Source organism: Hyphomicrobium sp. 2TAF46, from assembly GCF_052114865.1.
Taxonomy (GTDB): domain Bacteria; phylum Pseudomonadota; class Alphaproteobacteria; order Rhizobiales; family Hyphomicrobiaceae; genus Hyphomicrobium_B.
Map to the genome: position 1 here is coordinate 357,213 of NZ_JBFRFO010000004.1, position 23,391 is coordinate 380,603.

13 protein-coding genes and 1 pseudogene are annotated in these 23,391 nt (G+C 57.6%); 7 read left to right on the forward strand and 7 right to left on the reverse strand.

All coding sequences use genetic code 11. The annotated features are described in order from the left end of the window. Window positions 1–95: 95 nt before the first annotated feature. Complete coding sequence (locus AB4Z24_RS11075) at window positions 96–6,560, forward strand: type I polyketide synthase (protein WP_441708232.1); 6,465 nt, start codon at window positions 96–98, stop codon at window positions 6,558–6,560. Between the two features lie 29 nt (window positions 6,561–6,589). Here the strand turns inward: AB4Z24_RS11075 and AB4Z24_RS11080 are convergent, their stop codons facing one another. Both AB4Z24_RS11080 and AB4Z24_RS11085 read right to left on the reverse strand, forming a co-directional pair. Next, window positions 6,590–7,735: a hypothetical protein gene (locus tag AB4Z24_RS11080; protein ID WP_441708233.1), complete on the reverse strand. Its 1,146-nt coding sequence runs from the start codon at window positions 7,733–7,735 to the stop codon at window positions 6,590–6,592. After that, window positions 7,732–8,400, reverse strand: coding sequence for a 4'-phosphopantetheinyl transferase family protein (locus AB4Z24_RS11085; protein WP_441708234.1), 669 nt, complete (start codon window positions 8,398–8,400; stop codon window positions 7,732–7,734). Before AB4Z24_RS11085 ends, AB4Z24_RS11080 begins: the two co-directional genes overlap by 4 nt. A gap of 71 nt (window positions 8,401–8,471) precedes the next feature. Here AB4Z24_RS11085 and AB4Z24_RS11090 point away from each other — a divergent pair, with 71 nt between their 5' ends. The 5 genes from AB4Z24_RS11090 (at window position 8,472) to AB4Z24_RS11110 (ending at window position 15,675) form a co-directional block, all read left to right on the forward strand. After that, window positions 8,472–8,693, forward strand: a complete 222-nt coding sequence (locus AB4Z24_RS11090) for a hypothetical protein (RefSeq protein ID WP_441708235.1) — start codon at window positions 8,472–8,474, stop codon at window positions 8,691–8,693. A 565-nt stretch (window positions 8,694–9,258) separates the two neighbouring features. Then, on the forward strand, window positions 9,259–10,722 hold the full coding sequence (locus tag AB4Z24_RS11095) for an exopolysaccharide biosynthesis polyprenyl glycosylphosphotransferase (protein WP_441708236.1): 1,464 nt from the start codon (window positions 9,259–9,261) through the stop codon (window positions 10,720–10,722). A gap of 407 nt (window positions 10,723–11,129) precedes the next feature. Then, window positions 11,130–13,007 (forward strand): glycoside hydrolase family 9 protein, encoded by a 1,878-nt coding sequence (locus AB4Z24_RS11100; RefSeq protein ID WP_441708237.1) that lies wholly within the window; start codon window positions 11,130–11,132, stop codon window positions 13,005–13,007. Window positions 13,008–13,360: 353 nt separating this feature from the next. Continuing rightward, window positions 13,361–14,284 carry a glycosyltransferase family 2 protein gene (locus AB4Z24_RS11105; RefSeq protein WP_441708238.1) on the forward strand — a complete coding sequence of 308 codons (924 nt, stop codon included), beginning with the start codon at window positions 13,361–13,363 and terminating at the stop codon, window positions 14,282–14,284. 14 nt (window positions 14,285–14,298) lie between these two features. Further along, on the forward strand, window positions 14,299–15,675 hold the full coding sequence (locus tag AB4Z24_RS11110) for a protoporphyrinogen/coproporphyrinogen oxidase (protein ID WP_441708239.1): 1,377 nt from the start codon (window positions 14,299–14,301) through the stop codon (window positions 15,673–15,675). 65 nt (window positions 15,676–15,740) lie between these two features. Here the strand turns inward: AB4Z24_RS11110 and AB4Z24_RS11115 are convergent. Continuing rightward, a pseudogene (locus AB4Z24_RS11115) lies at window positions 15,741–15,908 on the reverse strand (DapH/DapD/GlmU-related protein); the annotation flags it as partial. A gap of 1,049 nt (window positions 15,909–16,957) precedes the next feature. Between AB4Z24_RS11115 and AB4Z24_RS11120 the strand changes: the two are divergent. After that, a complete protein-coding gene (locus AB4Z24_RS11120) occupies window positions 16,958–18,031 on the forward strand; it encodes an O-antigen ligase family protein (protein WP_441708240.1) in 1,074 nt (357 codons plus the stop codon). Window positions 18,032–18,112: 81 nt separating this feature from the next. Here the strand turns inward: AB4Z24_RS11120 and AB4Z24_RS11125 are convergent, their stop codons facing one another. The 4 genes from AB4Z24_RS11125 to AB4Z24_RS11140 form a co-directional block, all read right to left on the reverse strand. Beyond that, window positions 18,113–19,636 carry a WD40/YVTN/BNR-like repeat-containing protein gene (locus AB4Z24_RS11125; RefSeq protein ID WP_441708241.1) on the reverse strand — a complete coding sequence of 508 codons (1,524 nt, stop codon included), beginning with the start codon at window positions 19,634–19,636 and terminating at the stop codon, window positions 18,113–18,115. Between the two features lie 122 nt (window positions 19,637–19,758). Further along, window positions 19,759–21,252 (reverse strand): oligosaccharide flippase family protein, encoded by a 1,494-nt coding sequence (locus AB4Z24_RS11130; protein ID WP_441708242.1) that lies wholly within the window; start codon window positions 21,250–21,252, stop codon window positions 19,759–19,761. A 198-nt stretch (window positions 21,253–21,450) separates the two neighbouring features. Continuing rightward, window positions 21,451–22,542 (reverse strand): glycosyltransferase family 4 protein, encoded by a 1,092-nt coding sequence (locus AB4Z24_RS11135; RefSeq protein ID WP_441708243.1) that lies wholly within the window; start codon window positions 22,540–22,542, stop codon window positions 21,451–21,453. 44 nt (window positions 22,543–22,586) lie between these two features. Beyond that, window positions 22,587–23,147: an acyltransferase gene (locus AB4Z24_RS11140; RefSeq protein WP_441708244.1), complete on the reverse strand. Its 561-nt coding sequence runs from the start codon at window positions 23,145–23,147 to the stop codon at window positions 22,587–22,589. Between the last annotated feature and the right edge of the window lie 244 nt (window positions 23,148–23,391).

Genomic DNA, 23,391 nt, shown 5'->3' on the forward strand with positions numbered 1-23,391 from the left:
GTTCAGTTAAGACGTCTTTTCCACGCGCCTCTTCGTCCAACACATCGATTGGGGATTTGCTATCGGGAAATTGGTACGGGGTAAACGGAGGTAGCATGGCTCAGGGGGATCCGACCGAGAACGAAGATCATGCGATCGCAGTCATTGGCATGTCGGGCAGGTTTCCCGGCGCATCCAATGTTGCTGCGTTCTGGAAAAATCTCCGAGAAGGTCGCGAGTCCATTCGCGTATTCAGCGAAGAAGAATTGCTTGCCTCCGGCGTTTCACTCGAAACCGTTCGCGATCCGGCATATGTCAAAGCTTGCGGCTATTTAGACGGGATAGACCAATTCGACGCTGCGTTTTTCGGATTGTCGCCGCGCGACGCCGCGGTCTTTGACCCTCAGCACCGCTTCTTTTTGGAATGTTCTTGGGAAGCTTTCGAGGACGCAGGATACGTCGGCGAAAAAATTGACGGACGAGTCGGAGTCTTTGCCGCCTCCGGTGCCACCGAATATTTCACTTACAATCTCGTCACCAACCAAGAGGTGCTGGAAACTGTCGGAGCATGGCTTTTGCGCCATACGGGCAACGACTCGAATTTCCTCGCCACGCGCGTTTCGTATGAATTGAACCTCAGCGGCCCAAGCATGAACGTGCAGACGGCTTGTTCGTCGTCCCTGGTCGCTGTGCACGTCGCCTGTCAGAGTCTGCTCAACGGTGAATGCGATGTCGCGCTGGCGGGCGCTTCAACGATTTATCCGGAGCAAACCGGCTATCTCTATAGACCGGGGGAGATTCTCTCGCCTGACGGCCATTGCCGTCCCTTCGACGCCGATGCCAGTGGAACCGTCATGGCTTCGGCGACGGGTTGCGTTCTGCTGAAGCGACTTTCGGACGCCGTCCGCGACGGAGATTGCATCCGCGCCGTGATACGGGCGTCTGCCGTCAACAACGACGGATCCGACAAGGTGGGTTACCTTGCACCCAGCGTCAGCGGGCAAACGCGGGTGATCTCCGAAGCACTCGCTCTGGCCGATATCGAGCCCAGCGATGTTTCTTACATCGAGGCCCACGGGACCGGCACGCTGATAGGTGATCCAATCGAGATTGCTGCGCTTGTCGAGGCGTTCGGCTCCGAGGTGCCTAAGCAGTCGTGTCCTATTGGCTCGCTCAAATCCAATATCGGGCACGCGGGAGAGGCCGCCGGCATTTGCGCCCTCATCAAGGTGATCTCAGCGCTCGAGCACCGTGAACTTCCGGCGTCTCTTCACTACCAGCGGCCAAATCCGCAGGCCGATCTGTCGAATACGCCGTTCTTCGTCAATGCCAGCCTTCAGCCATGGAATGCGCGGCCGGGCAAGCGGCGCATCGCCGGCATCACGAGCTTAGGTGCTGGAGGTACCAACGCTCACCTCGTGCTCGAGGAGGCACCGCCGCGAAGATCACACGTTGGCGCTGAAACCGAACCGCAGTTGCTCGTGCTTTCGGCGCGCAGCAACAAGGCCCTCGATGCGGCTTCCAAAAAACTCGCCGATCATCTGCGTGCGGATCACCACCAGCGGCTGGATGACGTCGCCTTCACGCTGATCAATGGACGAGAGACGTTCGAGCATCGCCGGGCGATCGTCGCGGACAGCACGGCTTCGGCCGCTGCACTGCTCGATGAGAACGATGCGCGCAAAGTGTTCACGGGCAAGGCCGCGCGCGAGCCTCATTCCACGGTATTTCTTTTCCCCGGTGGCGGCGCGCAGTATTGTGGGATGGGGGCGGAGCTTTACGCAAAGTTTCCTGAATATCGCAATGCCATCGACGAATGCCTTGCCGTCGTTCAGCCAGAACTTGGTGTCGATTTGCGCTCGCTGATGTTCGCGCCGCCGAGCTCGGCTGAGATTTCGAACCTTCGGCTTGCTGCACCATCACTGGCGTTGCCTGCTCTCTTCGCGACCGAATACGCACTGGTCAAACTCCTGGCATCGTGGGGCGTGACGCCTGCGGCCATGATCGGCCACAGCGCCGGCGAGTATGCCGCGGCATGCGTCGCCGGTGTTCTTTCAATGCGAGATGCGATTTCTCTGGTCGCCATGCGTGGCAGGCTGTTCGAAAAGCTCCCCCGTGGTGCGATGCTGTCCATTCCGCTTCCCGAGGCGGAAGCGCGTGCATTCCTCTGCGACGAACTCTCGATCGCTGCAGTCAACGGTCCAACACTTTGCGTCGCATCGGGTCCGGTTCGGGCGATCGCGCAGCTCGAGCAGAAGCTAGCCGCGGCTGAGGTCGAGTCCACGCGCGTTCATATCGATGTGGCTGCGCACTCGGCGATGCTTGAACCCATATTGCCGGAGTTCGAACGCTACTGCCGGAAGATTCCATTCCAGAAGCCACGGATCCCGTTTGTTTCCAACTTCACCGGAACCTGGATCACCGATGCGGAGGCAACCGACCCGACCTACTGGGTTCGTCACCTGCGCAATACCGTGCGCTTCGATGAAGGCGCGGCGACTTTGTTGCAATCCCGTGGCCGTGCGCTGCTTGAAGTCGGTCCGGGACGCACCCTTTCCAGCCTCTGCCGGCAGCAGCCGGTAAAGGCCGCTATTGTCGCCAATACGTTGCGGCATCCCCAAGAGAGCGTATCCGATGTCGCCTTCCTCTTGGAAGCCGTTGGCAAAGTCTGGGCCGCGGGCGGCGACATAGATCTCAGCCGGTTGACGAGCGGTTCTCAACGCCGGGTGCCGCTGCCCACATATCCTTTCGAACGCCAGCGGCATTGGATCGAAAAGGGCCAGGCTCCCTCGGCTCAGCCGACGTTGAAACGCAGGAGCGATCTGACAACGTGGTTCTCTGCGCCATCCTTCCATCGTTCGGTTCAACCCAATCCGATTTCGACCGAAGAGCTCGCGAAGCCATGGCTGATATTTACGGATGGCTCATCGTTGGCCAACGTACTCGTGGCCCGTCTTCGTCAGTCGGGAGCGACGGTGGCGACCGTAGAGGCGGCAACTCGCTTCAGCGCGCGCGATGGACTGGCCTTTGGCATCGACCCGTCGAATGCTGAAGACTACGCGAGCCTAAAGGTAGCATTGCGCCAGGCAAACGTGACTCCGGTCCATGTCGTGCACATGTGGGCTTTGGCGCAGCGTCCGTGGCGGCTCTTGCGTTCGGCGCCCGACGCCGATCTTGCCGCCTGGGATCGGGACCTCGCGCGCTACTACGATAGCCTGTTTTATTTATCGCAGACGTTTGCCTTCGGTACGGACGGCTTCCGGCTGACGGCAATCGGTACGGCGATCGAAGCGCTCGAAGGAGAGCGTGAGGTTCATCCTGAAAAGGCGACCTTGGCTGGCGTCTGCCGCGTCTTGCCACGCGAAACGCCCGAGGCCTCATGCTCTGTCGTGGATGTGATCGTTCCTCCTGCCGGCTCAGACGCCGAAGCCCAACTCGCGGATCGCCTTCTGGCCGAGGTTCAAGGTGACAATCGCAATCCCCTTGTCATCCTGCGCAAGAGCGGACGGTGGGTGCAGCGTTTCGAGCAACTGCCGCTTGAACCGGCTTCGACTGCACGTACTTGGCTGCGTGAGCGCGGCGTATACCTCATCACGGGCGGACTTGGTGGCATTGGCTTAGAAGTCATGGAGCATCTGGCGCGGCATGGAAAGGCTCGCCTCGTATGCGTCGGCCGCTCCGCGCTTCCTGATGAAATGTCCTGGGATTCCTGGCTGAAAGAGCACAGCGAGGATGACGATACCTCGCGCAGGATCAGAGGCGTGAGGAACCTGCGGGCCATGGGCGCCGAGGTGATGCTCGCCACGGCGGACGTCACGGATCGGAAGGCCATGGCCGGTGTCATATCAGAGGCGCGAGCGCGCTTCGGCCGGATCAATGGCGTCTTCCACAGTGCCGGCGTGCTGCAGGATCAGTTGATCGCGCTCAGGCAGCCTGTGGCTCGCTCAGCGGTTATCGACGTCAAGGCGAAGGGCGCCTTGGTGTTGCAATCGCTGTTCGGTGAGAGCGAATTAGATTTCCTGGTGCTGTTCTCGTCGGTCAGCTCGGTTCTCGGACTACCGGGACAGGTGGACTACACCGCTGCGAACGCATTCCTCGACGCACTCGCAAAAGCCCGCTCGGCTCGTGGTTGCCGCACGCGCACCATCAGCATCGACTGGAACGCATGGAAAGTCGGCATGCTTGCGACGCTGGTTCGCGAGCCGCAGCAGAATAGCGTTCGCGCTGTCGCCAATACGGGTCCGCCGCTCGGCGATTGCGTGAGCGACGACGCGGAACAGTCACGTTTCCGCTCAGTGCTGAGCCGGAAGACGCACTGGCTGCTCGGGGATCATGTCGTCAAGGGCGGCCAAGCGGTGATGCCGGGCACGGGCTACCTGGAGCTTGCACGTGCGGCGTTAGCCCATCGCCCCGAAGACAGACCGATCGAGATCCGGGATCTTACTTTCCTGCAGCCGTTCTCTCTTGGCGTCGACGAAGCGCGCACGTTGAATATCACGCTCGGTCGTAATGGCGATCACACCTTCACGGCGTTTGGCGATTCAAAGGAGCAACCTTTTGCGACGGGTCACGTCGGATACGTCGATGAGACGGCGGCGCCGCAGGAATCCGTGACGGCCATCCGCGAGCGTTGTTCCCGTTCCGTCGAGGCTCCGAACGGTCGACTTGTGCAGCATTTCATGGATTTTGGTCCCCGTTGGGCCAATATCGAGTCGATCCAATTGGGAGACGGCGAGGCGCTGATCCACATCGCATTGCCGGATGCCTACAAATCTGATCTTGCAGAGTGTGGCTTGCACCCCGGGATGCTCGACATGGCCACGGGGGCAGCGCAGATGCTCATCCCTGGCTTCAATGGCCTCGAGGAATTCTACGTCCCGTTTTCATATGGCCGTGTTCTCGTGCGCCAGCACCTCACGCCAAAACTCTATAGCCACGTGAGACTGCGCTCCTCTGACGGCAAGAGTGCGATTTTTGACGTCACCTTGCTCGATGGGAACGGCAACGTGCTCGTATCAGTAGAGCGCTACATCATGCGACGCTCACAAGCGTTCGCTCAGACGGGCGCTGCGGTCTCGAATGCCGCCGCTTCGATCAAGCCACGGGCTACCGAGAGCGCCACGGAAGGCTACCTGCGCGAGGGCATGACGCCGTCAGAGGGACTGGAAGCGCTCGACCGCATTCTCGCCAATGACGTTTCTCCGCAAGTCATTGCCTCAACACTTGACGTCGAGCTTTGGCTTTCCCGTTTGGATACCGGCGCTCATCGAGTATCTGGCGCGAATGCGACCACGGCCCAGCCTGCGCCGGACGCCACCGGCAACGACGCCGATATCGTCGCGCCCCGCGACACCGTCGAGCGGGAGCTGGCAGCGATGTGGAGGGAGATGCTAGGCGTACAACGTATATCGATCGCGGACGACTTCTTCGACCTCGGGGGTCAATCTCTGATCGCGGTCCGTCTGCTCAATCGGATTTGCAAGCATTTCGCGGTCGAGCTGCCGCTCTCCGTTCTGTTTCAGGCTCCGACAATCGCATCTACGGCGGAGTTGCTGCGCGGTCCATTCAAGGCGGACGAAAAAGAAGACCAATCGCAGGCCGCCGGAGACGAAAAGCCATCTCAGGATTCTGCGGCAAGCAGCAATCTGCCGGAAGCGGCTAGCGAGGTCAGCGCGAAAACACCAACCTCGCCGAAGCGCTTTCAATATCTGGTCAACATCGCCAAGGGCGGAAATCGCCCGGCCCTGTTCTGCGTACATGGCGCCGGCGGCAACGTTCTCAACTTCCGAGATATTTCCCGGGCACTACATAAAGAACAACCCTTCTTCGGTCTTCAGGCTCGCGGCATCGATGGTTCCAGCCGGCCGCACGAGTCCATAGAGGAGATGGCGAAGGCCTATCTTGATGACATCCGCGCTCTGCAACCCCACGGTCCCTATCTGCTGGCGGGCTATTCCGGCGGAGGTGTGGTCGCGTTTGAAATGGCGCGGCAGCTGACCGAACTCGGCGAGGACGTACCCCTCGTCGTCTTCTTCGATACCTACCACCCACAAATGCCCATCCAAACCGTAGACTTCGGCCGTAAGGTTTCACGCCTGCGGAATGAAGGGCTCGGCTACCTCAGCGATATCGTTTCAGTCAGACTCCATTGGCTCCGCGAAGCACATGAGCGCCGGCAGATCTCATGTTGTCTCCGGCAGAATAAGATTGTTTCTCTGCACCTGCGAAACCGTCATCTTACGGATAATTTTGGACACGCGGCTTCGAGATATCACCCGCAGCCGTGGTCTGGCCGAGCGATGCTGTTCCGGGCGGCAAGCGCGAGCTACGTCTTCAGAAGCGGAGGACTCTGCTATGGTTGGGACAAGGTGATAACCGGCGGCGTTGAAACCGTAGTCATCCCCGGCAATCACGACACCCTGATGCTCGGAGCCAATTCGCAAGTGCTGATGGGGCACCTCAACACCGCTCTGGAAAAGGCGTGCGTTCCGCCTGGTGATCAATCCAGACCAGCTGCAGTTTTCCAATTCGGCAGCAAAGCCGAGCTATCCGACGCGCACGAGTTGAGCGAGCCGGCGTGACAACGGCGGTCTGCGCTCGACGGCGCAGACTAATCCTTGCGCGCAGCGAAGGGGTTTTCCGGATCCTGTGCGTCGGCGTATTCGCGTCTGCAAGAATAGGTGTCTAACTGGCGCTTCAGCGTCCTCAGAATTGGCGTGCCCGAGCCATTCCGGAAGGCCGCATAGCATGGGCAGACTTTCTCCTGCATCAGAGCCCGGCAAGCGGCCATGTCGCGTTGCGCAGCTGCATTGGCGCGCTCTCCGTACGACCGCGCATATTGCCAAGTCAGCTTTTGCATGTACTCGCCCATCTGCGACGGGATAAATGCGGGTATCGCGGCGCCCTCGGGACTGCGGCCAAAGAGAACCGCATAGTGGACCAGCGCGATATAGTAGCGTCCGATGTCGCTCATATGCACGGTGTCGGAGAAGAGAAGGCGCACGCGCGCACCGGGCGTATTCGCTGCGACGCCCGGAACCTTGCCATCCCAAAGAGCGGCGGCCAATTCCGCCAGCGCGCTACCGCCCGGCAGCACACGGACGCGCGGAACATCGCCACGCGCGGGCAAGTCGAGATTTGCCCGGCTGGCGATGCATTCCCACATCGGCGCAACCGCCCGCTCGTAGTCGATCCAAGGCCATGGCGCATCAGGGTCGATGTTGAGCCAGGTGTGATAGAGCAGAGCCTCGCCGTCGGGATTGCCGGCCAAGAGCTTTTTGGCGATGTCTGTCAGATAGAAAGCCGTATGCTCCTTGCGTGCGATGCCAGGAAGATCATGACGTTCCGTGACGACCAGCACGTCGTACTTGTCGCCCGCCGGCAAGCGACGGGGCAGCCGCAACTCTTCGGCGACGTCCAAGCCGGTGCCCTGGCGATTATGACCGGCACGATACCCTGGCCATTCGGATGAGGAAGGGTCCTCTCCTTTCGTCCGCTGACGCAAGAGGGAATAACCGAGGACTTGCGTCTCGAAATCCAGCCGGTTTCCGAGAGACCGCGCGATCTGCTCGACAACCTCCGGAATACCTTCGCTGAGGCTGTGGCCGGAGTAGAAGGCGCCGACTTTATCCCTCTGGGCCCATGTCGACGTGCTGGAGGATCTGCGCGCTTCCTCACTCATGGCCGAGCCTCCGTTGATACCGAGGATGATCAAAGCCGCGAGAATGACCCCCAGCTGGATGATGCACAGCCTCATGGCGCGCGCCCCGTCGTCACGACGACCGCGCTCGCGATATAACCGTCTCTGATGGCGAAACGTCCGAGAAGCCTATCATGGATCTCGAACTGGGGTACGGCCCTTTGATAGGTCGCCGTAAATGTGCTGGCTTCAGCGTCGACGTCGACTGCGAGGTCGGCGAACTCCAGCATCGCCCCACTGATTGGATACTGGCACTTGAAGGCCGCCTCCTTCATGCAGAAGATGAGGTGAGCTGCGACGCCAGGCGTCACACCGCAAACGACAGCCAGCGACTCCCGTTCCGCCGGCGTGCAAACCCAATCCCAAAGATCGAATGCGAGTTCGTCTGCTGGCTCGAGATCGATGCCGATCGCGAGGAAGCCCTGGTCGCGTCGCGCCGCGGCCGCAGCCGTCCACGTGCCCGTATGCGTGATGCTGCCGACAAGATCGTCCGGCCAAACCGGCATTCGATCCGGTCCTCGGGGCAAAGACGCGTTCGCGTGGCCGAGCGACGCCATGGCTTTCCGCGCGCAATCCCGACCCTTTGCAAATTCCAAACGGCGGCGCGGAACGGCATGGGCGACGATGAGTGCTTCGTCGGCCAGCAAGTCCGGTGCTTCACCCGTCAGTGGCGCTTCGGAGATTGCAATTCTGGGATCGAGCAACTCTGCGAAGTATCTCACGGCATTAGTCCACACGACGTCCGGGAGTGCGCCACAAGCTCTTGGCGCGGAACCGCCGCGAAATTGGCTACATGAACGAGCTGCGTGCCGGCGGCGCCTCGATCGGCAGCATGCGCCGCAATTCTGTTCCGCGCCGGGAAGCAGCTGGTGATGAACAAATCGAGCGAAATGCTGGCTTTAAATTTACGGCTCTCCTTTGGCACCGACCCTCTGTCCCCGGGCAAATAAAAAAGGTTGTCGTTCATGCCCTCACACAATCGATCCCACACGCATGCGACGATATCCTGCAATGATGTAACGACATCCTCAAGCCACCGGCCGCGTAGGCAATGCGTAATTCGCCCCGCTTTTTCCAGTAAGCAATGTTGCGCGTGATTAGCCTTTAGCTGCAACTTCTTCCAGGCTCTTCCTCCAAATCGCCAAGGCAAGCAACGAGTTAGAATCTCGCTTTTGCCGTTTCAGAGCTTGAATTCATAAATGGCGGCGAAGGGCGGCTTGTAGGTTTTTCAACCCCACGGCCTGCAATCTCAGAGTGAATACGAGACATTGTTCAATTTGCGCCGCAGCCTAAGTCGCGGCACGAGGGGACCGATAAATCGGTGCCTTCCTTTACGGAGAGACGTCGAAAGAAAAACGACGGGCTATTCGGTTTGGTATCTACCAGGGAGACTAATTGTCATAGTGCTTTAATCATACTACAGACTAATGCTTGCGAAATGCCTAACAATGGCTAAATATCGTCCCTAAAAATAACAGCATTTCCCAACAATTGATCGAGTATCAATTTTCAAGAGGGTGCATCAAGCCTCCTTACGGCTCTTCCGACGATGATCTGAGTTAAGTTGTGTGGCGGCGTATATGGCTAATACTAGTGCCCGCGTTGAGTTTGACGCCCTTCGTCGTCGGCAACTTTTCCGTCTCCCGGTTGCCTGGGCTTCCAAATTTTCGAAGCTCGATACGTGCGTTTCCGTGCTCGCAATTTTTGAAGCTTTGTCCGTCATTTTGGCAGCAGGCGCTGCCAAATTTCTCTACCTCGATCTTTTCATCGGCCGAATGCAGCCGTGGTGGCCATATTTGGTGCCTGCTCCCCTATTGGCGGCCACGCTTTATCTTTTTCTGAAGCGCGCCGACCTCTACGATTCGAGTTCTGTCGGTCAACCGGTCGTGCCATACGGCAAGATCTTTGGCGTGCTTGTCACATCGTTCCTTCTTCTTCTCGGAATTTTATTCATTCTCAAATTTGCTGATTGGTATTCGAGAGGGTGGCTCCTCACGTGGCTCGGCATAAGTGCGTTGCTCCTGATCACTGTACGGATCGTGGGAATGCATTATGTGCGCCGGAAGATGGCGCAGGGTAAAATTCGACAGCGGATTGCAATGTTCGGCGATCCCGACTTCGTTGCCGCCATGAAAGCCAACGCCGAAATTGCAGGTCCATCGGCCGCGATCGAAGGGATTTATCTGGCGCCGACGGACGCTCGTCGCGAGGATCTTCTTTCTGATGGCGGGCTCGACGACCTCAAGTTCGCGATCGAACGGCGAAGGTACGACACAATTATAATCGGTTTTCCGGCGGAACAGATTGGGCGCATCAAAGCCGCTGTGAACGATTTGGCGTCATATTCCACGGAACTCCTCCTCTGCACGAAGCTTGAGCGCGAACCGCACAGTGTTCGAGGCGCTCGGCATATTGGGACGCTTCGGGCCGACATCGTCAATTTGGTACCGCTGTCGGAAAGCAATCGCGTTCTCAAAGCGGCGCTCGACTACATCTTGGCTGGAATCGGCCTTTTCCTTTTGTCTCCGCTCCTCATTCTTATTGCGATCGCCATCAAACTCGACAGCCCGGGGCCGGTGTTTTTCCGCCAGCGCCGATACGGTCAGAACAACCGCATTTTCCGGATTTTCAAATTCCGAACGATGTTCGTCACCGAAGACGGGCAGCACATCAAGCAGGCCGAACGCAATGATCCCAGAGTTACGCGTATCGGATGGTTTCTGCGTCGTACGAGCCTCGACGAGCTTCCTCAGCTTATCAATGTTTTGTTTGGTGACATGTCGATCGTCGGCCCCCGTCCGCATGCCTTAGCTCACGATCAGTTATTCGATCAGCAGCTCGATCTATTTTCGCTTCGCCGCCGCGTTCGTCCGGGCTTGACGGGATGGGCGCAGGTGCACGGCTTTCGCGGAGAAACCAAGACGACCTTGGATATCCGCAAACGCGTGGAACACGATCTTTACTACATCGACAATTGGTCGATATGGCTCGACGTCGAGATCATGATCCGGACGATTTTCGTGCTTTTTCGCGGAGCGTTTTGACAGCGCGTTTGGCTGCGTCGCTTTCTCTCCGAGTCCTTGCGACGCTTTCTCGTTGGACGGGTTTTCGGGCGCCGAAGACGTCCTGGAGTTAAGGACGAATTCAGTTGAGGCGCCGGCTAATCGCATCCGTCGTTAGTAATCTTTGCGGCCCAAAATTGGTGCTTAACTAAATCGCAGGTCGCCACGCGTACGAACAAACCAAGGTGATGGACGCAGGTATGTGGTCGATGCGAAAGTTGGCGCTGTGTGGATCCACGTTCTGCATCGCGATTAGTTGTACAGCAATCTGGGGCGCCTCGCTTACTGTCGTCGCTAGAGCCGCTCAGGGGGAGCAGCAACAGGAGACGCAGGTTTCAACTGCCGCTTCGGCCGACAAGCCAAGCACTGACACATCCTGGAGCGATGGATTGAAGGTCGGCGTCAATGGGCCGATCCCAGTTATCGTCGTCGACCAATTCGGCTACCCGACGCGAAGCGCCAAGGTTGCCATTATTCGAAACCCTCAATCGGGCTACGACAACGACGCTTCTTTCAAGCCGGGCCGCGAATATCAGGTGGTCGAACGTAGCACTGGAAAAATCGTAAAAACGGGGGCGCCAACACAGTGGAACAACGGCGCGACGGATCCCGTTTCAGGCGACCAGGTTTGGTGGTTTGACTTCTCGGACGTGGAAACGCCTGGAACATATGCGATCGTCGATACCGAGCGTAACAAGCGATCGGTAGAATTCGAAATCGACGATCACGTTTATCGCCGGGTTCTCAAGCACTCGGTGAGAATGTTCTTCTACCAGCGCGCCGGCTTCGAGAAGACGGAGAAGACCGCCGGCAAATCATGGGCCGACCGGGCAAGCCATCTCGGCCCGGGACAAGATCCTTTCACGCGCTCGTGGCTCGCGAAAGACGACCCGTCTCAAGCGAAAGATTTGCGAGGCGGTTGGTACGACGCCGGCGACTACAACAAGTATACGAGCTGGGCAGCGCGCAACATCATCTCTTTGCTGCGCGCCTACGACCAGCACCCGGGCGCGTTTGGAGACGACTTTGGAATTCCGGAATCGGGCAACGGAATTCCGGACATTCTCGACGAGACTAAATGGGGCTTGGATTGGCTCGAACGCATGCAAAATGCGGACGGCTCACTGCTTTGCGTCCAATCACTGGCCGACGGAAGTCCGCCCTCGGCAGCTAAGGGGCCAAGCTTTTATGGTCCTCCGACCACGGGCGCCACGCTGATGGGGGCAGCCGTATTTGCCTATGCGTCTAAAGTGTTTTCGGCTCGCCCCGAACCAGAGCTGAAAGCATACGCGGCGGACCTCGCCAAACGAGCGAAAGCGGCGTGGACTTGGGCTTCTGAGAATCCCAATGTGCTCTACTACAACAATGACGATGGGAAGCAGCCCGGTTCAAAGGGACTTGCAGCGGGTCAACAGGAAATGGACGACGCCCACCGTTTAGCCGCGCGCTTCGAAGCCGCGGTCTATCTCTTCGAGATTACGAACGATGCGGAATACACGAAATTCGTCGAGGCGAATTTCGCGTCGATCGTACCTGACTGGGGCCCATCTCAGTGGGATGCCGTCGGCGAGGAAGCATTGCTCTATTACGCACGGCTTCCTGGTGCGAGCGACGGCGTCAAGTCGGCGATCATAGCGAAACTCGTTGCTCGGATGTCTCAAAACGGCGACCAATTGCCAATGGTTATTGGCAAGAAGGACCCATACCGGGCGCCGATAAAGGATTTTACTTGGGGTAGTAACTTCTCGAAAGCGGCGCAGGCGCGATTGTATGAGCTTCTTGCGTCTTACGCTCCCGACCCGAATTTAGCGGCTTTGGCAAAAGCCGCTGCGCTTGGATATCTGAACTACATTCACGGCGTGAACCCGCTCGGCCTCGTTTACCTGACGAATATGAAAGTCGCAGGCGCCGAGAATTCAGCGATCACGATGTACCACTCCTGGTTCGCATACAATTCCCGTCGTTGGTCGAAAGTAAGCGAAGCAAATCCTGGCCCAGCGCCGGGCTATCTCGTCGGGGGGCCGAACCCGTTTTATTCCCTCGACCCGTGTTGCTTTGCTGCTCAAGGAACACCCAACTTCAAATGTTACATGTCGGGTGCTTTTTCTCTGTGCCGCCATGGCTTCTCGCCGCCGCTGGGTCAACCGTCCGCGAAATCCTACCTTCAGTTTAACGACCCTTGGCGTGCAAATTCCTGGGCAGTCACTGAGCCGAGCACCGGTTATCAAGCGGCCTACATCTTGGCCTTGGCACCCTATGTCAATTGAGCGATGCACGAAGGTGGCAATGCCCTCAATATCCGCCGATCAAAATAATAATAAAGGATCTCCGCCGACGTCTATATTGTATCTCCGACCCGTCGCCGTTTCTTTATCCAATTCGGCACAGCCCGCCCGTTTTAGCATCCGAAACAATGTCGAATCTGTCGCGGCTCAAAGAGAAATCGACTGTCACGCGGAGCAATTAAATTGGCACGTTATTCGCTTGCCCCATCCGAAAGCCGTCGAACCGACTTGCTCGAGAAATAGGACGACGTGAGATTAACGAGGTTTAAGGGTAACTGGTGTTAGGCTCACTGCATCGTGCATGAGCCGCATGCCGTTTTGATCGAAGAAGCGAAATGGAAAACACTCATTTGCCGTTCGTCTCAGCCGTCATCTGCACGCGAAATCGGCCCGACAAGATCGGGAACGCGATCGAAACCATTCTGGCCAATACATATCCGAACTTCGATCTTACGATCATAGACCAAAGTACAAGCGACGAGACAGAGGCCATCGTCCGCCGCATTGGAGAGCGCGACGGGCGAGTCCGCTACAAGCGGATGAGCACATCCGGACTGTCGCGGGCGTACAATCTGGCAATCGCGAGCACGACCGGTCCAATTATCGCGTTCACTGACGACGACTGTCTGGTGCCCGCTGACTGGATCGAAAAGATCGTGTCTGCCTTTGAGGATCAGCGAGACGGCGAACTGATCTATGGTCAGGTGGTCCCCGCTTATCCCGAAGGCGACGGAGAGGCGCTGACGCCGCTGCTGCGCATCGAGAAGCCCGAACGACTCGACCGGACAAACGGCTTTCGGGTCTTCGGCATGGGAGCCAATTTCGCGGCACGACGGTCGTTGTTCGAGCGAACCGGCGTATTCGATGAGGCGCTCGGAGGCGGCGGGCCGCTCAAATCATCTCAGGACTTCGATTTGGCATATCGTGCCTTCCGGAGAAACGCGGTCATACTTCTGCGGCCCGAGGTGATCGTTCGCCACGATGGCCGTCGCGAGAAGGAAGACTGGCCAGCATTGCTTCGCGCCTACGGCTTCGGGGATGGCGCATTCTACTCCAAACATGCGCGCTGCCGAGACGCATATGCGACATGGCTAGCGGCGAAGAATTTCACCGTCGTGGGCACCAAAATCCTTGTCAAACGTGCACTGGGACGCCGCCCTGCCGAAGTCGATTATCTCGCGGGATTCGTCCAAGGAGTTCGCGGAGGGCTCAAGTTCGGCGTTGACCGGACGACACTGCTGTACACTGAGAAAAATTAAAGAGGGAATCCCGCGTGGGGAAGAAGATCGTCATCATCGGGGCGGGACCTACCGGACTTGGTGCAGCATATCGGTTAGCAGAACTCGGTCATGAAGACTGGGAGGTGTTCGAGCGCGACGACCATGTGGGCGGGCTCGCTTCGAGCTACACCGATGAACACGGCTTTATCTGGGACCATGGCGGACATGTCATGTTCAGCCATTACAGCTACTTCGACGACCTCGTCGAAAAGATGCTCCGTGGCGACTACGATCAGCATCTGCGCGAAGCATGGGTGTGGATGTTCGATCGCTTCGTGCCCTACCCGTTTCAAAACAATATCCACCGGCTACCCCCGAAAGTCTTCCTTGAGTGCGTTTTGGGCATCATCGAAGCTCAGAAGGGCAAGTTAGGCCGCGACAACTTCGAGAATTGGATCAATTCGGTTTTTGGCGCCGGCATCGCGAAATATTTCATGATGCCTTACAATTTCAAAGTGTGGGCCCATCCGCTCGAGGTGATGTCGGCGTCCTGGCAAGGCGACCGTGTGCCCAATGTCGATATCGCTCGCATTCTCGAAAACCACCTCGAGAACCGTGATGACGTATCGTGGGGGCCAAACAACAAATTCAAGTTTCCCCTGCTCGGCACCGGAATGCTTTATGACCGCATGGCCGAGGCTCTGCCCAAGCCGGTCAACCTTCGCCAAGAGGTGGTCTCGATCGATACCTCGGCCAAAGTCGTAACGTTCGCAAGCGGCCACTCGACCAGCTACGATCTTTTGATCAATACGATGCCGATAAAAGAGCTCGTGAAAAAGATCGCCGGTTGTCCGGAAGAGATTCACGCGGCGACGCGGGACCTGCATCATACCGAAGGCATGTTTGTTGGAATTGGTGTCGCCGACCCGTGCCCCAGTACAAAGTGCTGGATGTACTTCCCGGAGTCGGACTCACCATTCTACCGCGTTACGTACCTTTCGAATTACTCGCCGAAGATGACGCCGCCGGGGCCGCATTTCTCGCTGCTGGCCGAAGTGTCCGCCTCTCCCTTCAAGCACGAGAACGCGGACGATGTGGTCGACCGCACCATCAAGGGTATGGTGAGCAGCCAGCTTTTGACGCCCGAGCAAGCCGAGCGGAAGATCGTCAGCCGGCAATTGCTCCGCGTGCCCTACTCTTATCCGGTCCCCACGATTGGGCGCGATCGGGCCTTGGCGAAAATCCATCCGTGGTTCACCCAACACGGGATCTATTCACGCGGCCGGTTTGGTGCTTGGCGCTATGAGATCGGGAACACCGACCATTCGGTGATGCAAGGCGTCGAGATCGCTGAATTCCTGGTCGATGGAACGCCAGAACGTACTTGGGCGCTGCTGCCAGGAGAGGAAGCGAAAGCCCGTATCGCCTAAGACGAGTTCAGACTACAGCGCTGCCGCAGTCACTCGCGACGCCAACCATCAGGAACTTCAAGAGTACGGATTGGTCGAGCCGGTACGCCCCCTACCACGGTTCTAGCAGGAACATCTTCCGTCACGATCGAACCTGCGGCGATCACTGCATGGTCTCCGATCGTCACGCCGGGGAGGATCGTTGCAGAACGGCCGATCCAGACGTTGTTGCCGAGGCGAACCGGCGCGACTCGGATCGGCTGTGAAGGTTCAAGCTGATGGTGGTCCGTATCGAAGATGGCAACGTAATCCCCAATCAGGCAGTCGTCGCCGATGACAATGCTTCGGGTTGCGATGATCGTCGCCCCGATATTGACGAAGACCCGCTCGCCAAGGACCAGCGAAGCATTTTTGGCTGCGCCGATCTCAACGGGCACCGTCTTGCAGCGGAGAAACAAACGCCCACAGGAGATCGATCCATTGGAGAGTATCACCGGGCGTTTCCCGTCCACCGTCACGATGGCAGACCGGGCACCAGCTAAGCGGAATTTGGCCGTGGCCCACAGGCTGAAGGGCACGTCGAGAAGCCTGATCACTCAACACGTCCTCTTCAACTGAGCGAAGCCGATCGAGGCGGCTCCCGAAAAGCGTCGCGAAGCGGCGTAGAGACGATTGTTGATGTCGTCAAGAGTCGTGCCGCAAGAACTCGGTGGGCAGAAGGCTATCGAATATCGATAACGAAAGAATTGAGATTTTTGCACCCGGAGGGCCCCCGCCAGGATTCACAAAACGAGAGGACGTTCGAAGTACCCCAGCCAATTTTAGTGCACATTCATGATCCGGAGTGACCGCTGTGCAGGAACGTTTAGACGGCTATCTCACTTACGTTGACACCCGCCCAACAGTTGGCACAGTGTTGTTAGGCTTTGCGGAAGAAAAACATTGTGAAAATCTTCAGTTGAGCGTCGATATCTAAGCCGCCTGGTCACGGTTGCCCGAATCCTTACGAGCTTCCGAAGCTGTAATTTCAAACAAAAGTGGCTCCGGAATGCCAAACACCTACCGAGCTCAAACGGCTCAATCCCCCAGCCGGAGTTTTCCGGGCGCCGCAATGCTGGCGGCTATGCCGGTGTTCGCATTTTTTTATATCTTGTTGGTCCTTCCATTTCTGCCTGATGACGGAAAGGGACGGGCAGAAAACATTCTCTTATGGCCAATCGTCGCCGCAGTAACACTAGCACTCGTTCTGCAGAATTGGTCGCGAGTAGATAGTCGGTTCCTCCGATCCTTGCCGATCCTGAGTTTGGCCGCGTATTTTTTGTTCGCGGCCGCAAGCGTAACTTGGGCGTATAGTCCGTATTTCGCCTTCAGTCGGCTTGTCGTCGCAATTTTGGCCACGATCGTCATCGTGCTGCCATTCGCCCTGCCGATCCGCACGGCGAACATCATCCCTGGCTTGCACGTTTGCTGCGCTCTCGCTCTTGCAATCAGCGGCATCTATGTCTTGACCACTCCGGCAAGCCCGATTGGTCATCCCGGATATTTTACGCACAAGCAGGAACTTGGCATTCTCGCCGCGGCAGGAATTATTTTATCGAGCCATGAGCTGTTGTTCCGCGGCTGGCGGAGGCTCCTCGCCATTGTCACTATTGGATTGGGCGTCTGGCTCGTTTTGGCAAGTCAATCAAAGAGCGCCACGGCCTTTGCATTATTCTCCATTGGTTGCTCGTGGCTTATGTTGGTTGCTTGCAAGAAATTGCGGATCACCCCAGCCTATATCGTTGCGGCCGTCGTCCTTGCGTCGTTGTTCGTACATAACCCGATCGAGAAAATTGGATACAGGCTCTATGGAGACGCCACTCTCACAGGGCGTACGGGAATATGGGGTTTCACGAACTACCAGATCTCGCGCAAACCTTGGCTTGGATGGGGATTTCACTCCTATTATTTCGTCCCAAATTCGCCTCAGAACGAGGCTCCGGGATACATCAAGGCGATGCCCTCAAGCCATAGCGGGTATCTGCAGGTCAAGCTCGAGACTGGCCGGATCGGTTATTGGATATTTCTGGTATTCATCTACGCATCCTTGCATTGCCTTGAGCGCGTGAGGCGCGTTGATCCAGTTCGGGCTTGGTGTTTTCTGTCGATCGAGCTGTTTGTTATATTAATCAACCTCACCGACTCGGCGTGGCTTACGATGACGCCCGTCTGGCTATTGTATCTCACTGTGGTTGCGGAATCGGTCCGCTATTCGTTGCCCAGCAAGCGGCTGCTGCCACAGCCGGGGCAATCGGCGATCCAGCCAACGAGAAATTGGAGCAATAAACGTCTTGTAAAGGCGGCTCGGAGCGCCCCCGCGGTGACGCGGGCTCCCTGATGCGCCTTGGATCGTTGTCGCGGTTGGCGGACCAAATCGCTCAAAAGCTTTGGCTGCAACAGCCTCGTTATCAGAACGACTCTAGCGCCCGGTGAGCTTCCAGACTCCCGCGCCCCAATTCGACGAGAACACCACGCCGTTTTGACGATCAAAGGTCATGCTCATAGGCCCATCGCTGAACGTTTGCGAATTGTAAGGCTTCCAGCTCGTGCCGTCCGTTTCGATCGAGTAATAATATTTAACAGGTCCGGTGGTGCTGGTCCCGGTGTTGGCGCTGGCCGTGTAGATGTAGGTCCCATCGCCCACTACGCCCATGTAGCCATCCTGCGTGAAGGGCGCTCCAGCATCGGACCACGTCAACCCGAAGTCCTCCGAACGAAGGAGGCGATTGTTGCCGCCTAAATAAACCACACCGTTTCTTGAACGGTAGAGCCCGCTTCCTCCATGGCACTTGGTGAAGGAGCTGACCTTATTCCAACTCACACCAGAGTCAGCTGAACGCCAGATACCGGTATCCTGCGTGTGTACGATCCAAGTTTTCGAATCCAGGAAGAGCGCATGATGGTACGACGGCCCGACTGCCTCGGGAAGCGGATGAAGATTCCAGGTCTTGCCGCCATCCCGACTTTCCCAAACGCCAGCCGCTCGGGGCGTTCGAGCCCAAGCGCTATGGGATCCAACAAGGACGTGCAAATGATCTGACGGGTCGATATGTATCGAGCCGATGTCATTGGTGCTCTGCTTGATGATGGCCGGTGAAAACATTTGTTGCCATGTAGCCCCGCCGTTCGTGGTTTTCCAAAGGCCCTGCGCGCACCCAAATCCATCGCTCGTGTAGACAACGTTGGCATCTGTCGGGTCGATAGCCATCGCCCAATTTCTGTGTTCAATGCTTTCGCAGCCGTCGCCTTTGCCTGCACTCCGACCGTCGGCGTCGAAATAAATGGCGTTGGGGTTGGTAGGCAGACCCACGTTGGCTTTGAACCAGGTTTTTCCGCTGTTGAAGCTTTTCCAGACGCCCTGGTAATTCGTCCCCACATACAGCGTGGTTGGCTGTGACGGACTCGAGAGAACGATCTGCGTGCCGTAGTTGTTTGGCGGATTGTTGAAATCGAGCGAGATCGGGGGAGTAATCTTCTGCCATGGTATTGCGTCGGTCACCGTGACGGTGACCTCATCGCTCTTGGCACGCGCGGCACTCGTCGCGGCGACGTGATAGACGCCCGGCGTACTTGGGGCGCTGTAAATGCCCTCGGCCGAGATCGATCCACCCGCTGCTGACTCCCGAACGGACCAAATGACATCGTCGCCGGAATCTCCGTCGACACTCGCAACAAATTTGAATGATTTATTTGGCTTGAGCGCGATGTCGCCCTGAAGAATGACTATGGGCGGCTTCTGCTGTGATGCTAGCGGGTCCACCGAGGGAGCGGGCACGGCGGCCGGCATCGGATTGATTGTCGGGCCTGGCGTCGAGGTGGGCGGAGAATCCGAAGCTGCGATTTGGGCCGAACGACTGTGGCTCCAGTCGTGGATCGAAAATTTCAGCGGACTGCTGCTTTGGACCGATACCAAGAGCGCGGCGGAGACCGTCATGAGTGACATTACGCGAACAATCCCTTTTACGGTCAACCGCGAACTTGCATTCCACTGGGCCACTAAGCGGGCTGATAAAAGCCGGTTGCGAAAGTCCACTTGCCGTTACCGTCGACAACTGGCTAGCGCATTCAGCCGCCTGGCGTCAGCTGGGCTTTCGGCCTCCGAAGCCCAGACACTCCATCGCGAGCGAGATCCAACGCGTGCTGTAGATCGCTTGGCAAGACGAGCCGTGTGGCCATGGCAGCTAATGCGAACACAAGCGTAAAGAGCGGTACGAGGTACCAGAGCTGGAGTGGCTCCATCAGCGAAAGCGGCAGAACCGTGCAGATCGCGGCAACGCAAGCCCGGACAAGATTCAAAATGGTGGTTTTTCCAACGGCCCCCCGAGGAAGCAAAATCAGACACGCAATCATCGCCGGTATTTCCGCGACACCAGCTATAATCACGAGAAAAATGGCCCCGTTGCCGTAGTGCTGCTGCCCATAGCCAATCAGGAACCACCCCAAAACTACGCAGAATACTATCCTGACAATACTTATAGCGACCATCGCCTTATTCCGGCCGACCGCGGTCATGGCGGTTGCCAGCAGAAGCACGAAAAACAGCAGAGGTATAAAGATGGCGCTCGCGCGCAGTATCGATGCGGTTTGCTCGAAGCGGCCGTGCCCGTAAATGATCGCAACAACCTGATCGGCGAAAAGATATAGAGCCGAGGACGCCAACTCTGCCGCGATGAACAGGACCCGTGCGGTCGCATCGATCATGCGCCGGAGGTCCGGCAATGAGCGCGACGCACGCGAAAGCTCAGGAAAGAAGGCCGTTAGCGTGATCGTCGCCGGCGAGGTAATTATGCCCAATATTGTGCGAGATGCGCCGTACCATCCGACCACTGCCGGCCCGGCGAAAGCGGAAAGCATCATTATTTCGACAAAGGGCTGCGAGGCGATCACAAGCGAAAATGCCGTGATCGGGACACCGTGCTCCATAATTTCGCGAACCACTTTCGTCGCGGGAGCTTTGACTTCAAAACCCAGCCGCAGGGCGAAGAATGCTCCGACCAATAGCGTTGAGATGCCGCCAACGCCTTGCATCAGGATGACGTCCGTCAGCCCACCGCCGAAGTACAAAGCTATGGCGCAAGCGATCAGCGTCAGTGCCTTGCCGGCGATATTGGCAAAGGCATCGATGTCCATCCGGTCTTTGCCACGGAATTTAAAGCTGAGCGGGGCGTATAGAATGACCGGCAGCCCGGCGATCATCGCCAAGAGGGTCAGCATTACTATGTGTTCGCTGTAACCGAGAGCCGCCGCAATGGCGACCGCGACCGCACAGCCGATGACGGTTGTTACCAGCCGAATTAGGAGCGCACTTCCAATCAACACCGGTTCGTCAGGGCGCCCTCGCGCCATCTCTCTTACGAGATATGTGGTTTGGCCCCAGTCGATCGCCACGGCGACAAATGCGGTGATTGCTAAAACGGAGTAAAGAATGCCAAAATCTGCCGGGCCCAACGCGCGCCCGAGGACCGCAGTCAGAAGGACGCCGAGGATCGTGGATGCGACTTGGCCAATTCCAAGGTGAAAGACGTTACGAACCAGAAGCCTAGTGGTGTTTGATTTCACGGGCTTCTCCGGTCGTGGTAAAAAATCGATACGCGGCCAGGCCGAACCATATATCGCAGAGCCTTAAATTGTGAAGCGTCAGGCGCATCCAAGGCTAATTGGGCGCACTCTATTGGGCAGGGATATCCCCCGACTTCCCCACCCCTCAGTCGACGTCCTGATTGCCTGGCTCGATGCCGCGCATTTCGAAATTCATAATCAGTCTCCCTGTCCCGCGTTCAGGAATTCAGCCAGCCGCTTTACATAGCGGTCGATATTCATCTCAGCCTCGACAAGCTTGCGTCCATTGTTGCCGAGACGTGTAGCTTCCTCCGGCCGGCCCAAGAGACGCAAGATTTCTTCGCGCAGGGCAGACGGATCACACGCTGTTACATAACGGCCATTCTCGCTATCGACGATTATATCGGTCTGGCCCGGAACTCGCGAACAAATAACTGCTTTGCCCATAGCCATGGCTTCGAGGATGGCGGTTACTCCCGCCTGAAACTCGACGGGCTCCAACGGCATGACAACGAAGCGGGCATCCGCATAAAGCTGCCGCAATGCGAACTGGTCGAACTTCCGTACGGTGACGTTGTCAGGTATGCGCTCACCCGCCGTCGTATCCTTCCGCTTGGACCATGGCGACGCCGCAGCGATCACTACGTCGAGATCCAGGCCCTCCACTGCCTTAAGCAATGTTGGATAGTCACGCCGTTCGAGCCCCACCGCGCAAATGAACGGACGAGGAGATGGCTTGGGCTCGACTTTGCCCGGGGCAAAGAACCGGTCGTCCACCATGAATGGCGTAAAAAGCACACGGGTGTCTTTTACGCGCCATCGGTCTTGGATGAACCGCTTTTGCCAGCGGCTATATACGATAAAGCCGTCGATATGACTGGCTAGCCTTAAAACGTCGACGATCAGCGCCTTCTTGGGGACTGAGATGATATGCGTGATCATGAAGTGGCGCGGTCGATAGCCCGGCGTAAACTTCATGAACGCGGCTAGTGGCAATCCGATCTGCTCGCCGTCGGTCAGTATCAATCGGTATTGTGCACGCAGTTTCCAGCAGGCGTACGCGAGGACCAAGTTAGCTCCGCCCAGCCGCTCTAAAGCTGGGGTGAAACGTCCGGCAACAATTCGCGCTTTGGCGTAGTCAAGAATATCCGCGTTCAGGCCCCGCGCGAGCTCCAAATAGTCTGCATGCGGACGTCGGCCTGCCGCTATCTGATCAGCCAAATTCTCCGGGATCATTCCGGAGACCGTCAGCAACACCGGCTTTGGATGATCACTTTGTTCAGTTTTCACAACATTCTCAACGTGATTGCGGGCGGGTGGCGGGCGGGGACTTCTCAATCATCGATCGATCTAATGACTCGTGCCGGCTGACCGGCAGCGACCGAACGTGGCGGTATATCGCGCGTCACGACACTTCCCGCGGCAACGACGCTGCCGGCTCCGATCGTCACACCGCTCAGCACGATGACGCGCGCGCCGAGCCATACGTTTTCCTCCAGAACGATTGGCGCGGAGGCTGGCCGAACGGCTCGTTCAACGGGGTCAATCTGATGGAAATCGTTGTCCATCATCAAAACCTCCATGCCGATTTTGCAGTTCGGCCCAATGCTGACAAGCTTCGTCGCTACAATCGAGCATCCGTAATTCATGAATGTTCGCGCACCTATTTCGAGCTTTCCGTCGCGCTCGGTGCTGAGTTGAATGGGGACGGCACCTGAGACGAGGCTCGCCCGCTGACCAATAATCAGGCTGCCGAAATTCCGAATAACGGGTCGGCCCCACACCCGCACACGTTCGCCGAGTGAAGTCGCATTGCGGAGATACCACCGGGCCCGCAACAGCGCGAGCGAGTCGTCCAGCATTTCGGTCGTCGTCATACTACGTTCAGTCGTCACCAAGCCTCCGATAAGAAGGCGCCCCAAAGGAGCAAACATACGGGCGTCCCTTGCGTAAGATCCGAAGTTTCGATGCGTTGACGCGACTGAGATTGCCGGTCCGATGGACACAAATCGGATGTACCCCCAGTGAGGCAGTAACGTACGTACTGTCAACGAATATTAGCAATTTACTGGCGGTTTCGCGGACGGCATCTTGGAAGATAATTAGCAGCAGCGTGTGACAGCACGAAGTTCAAGCTGA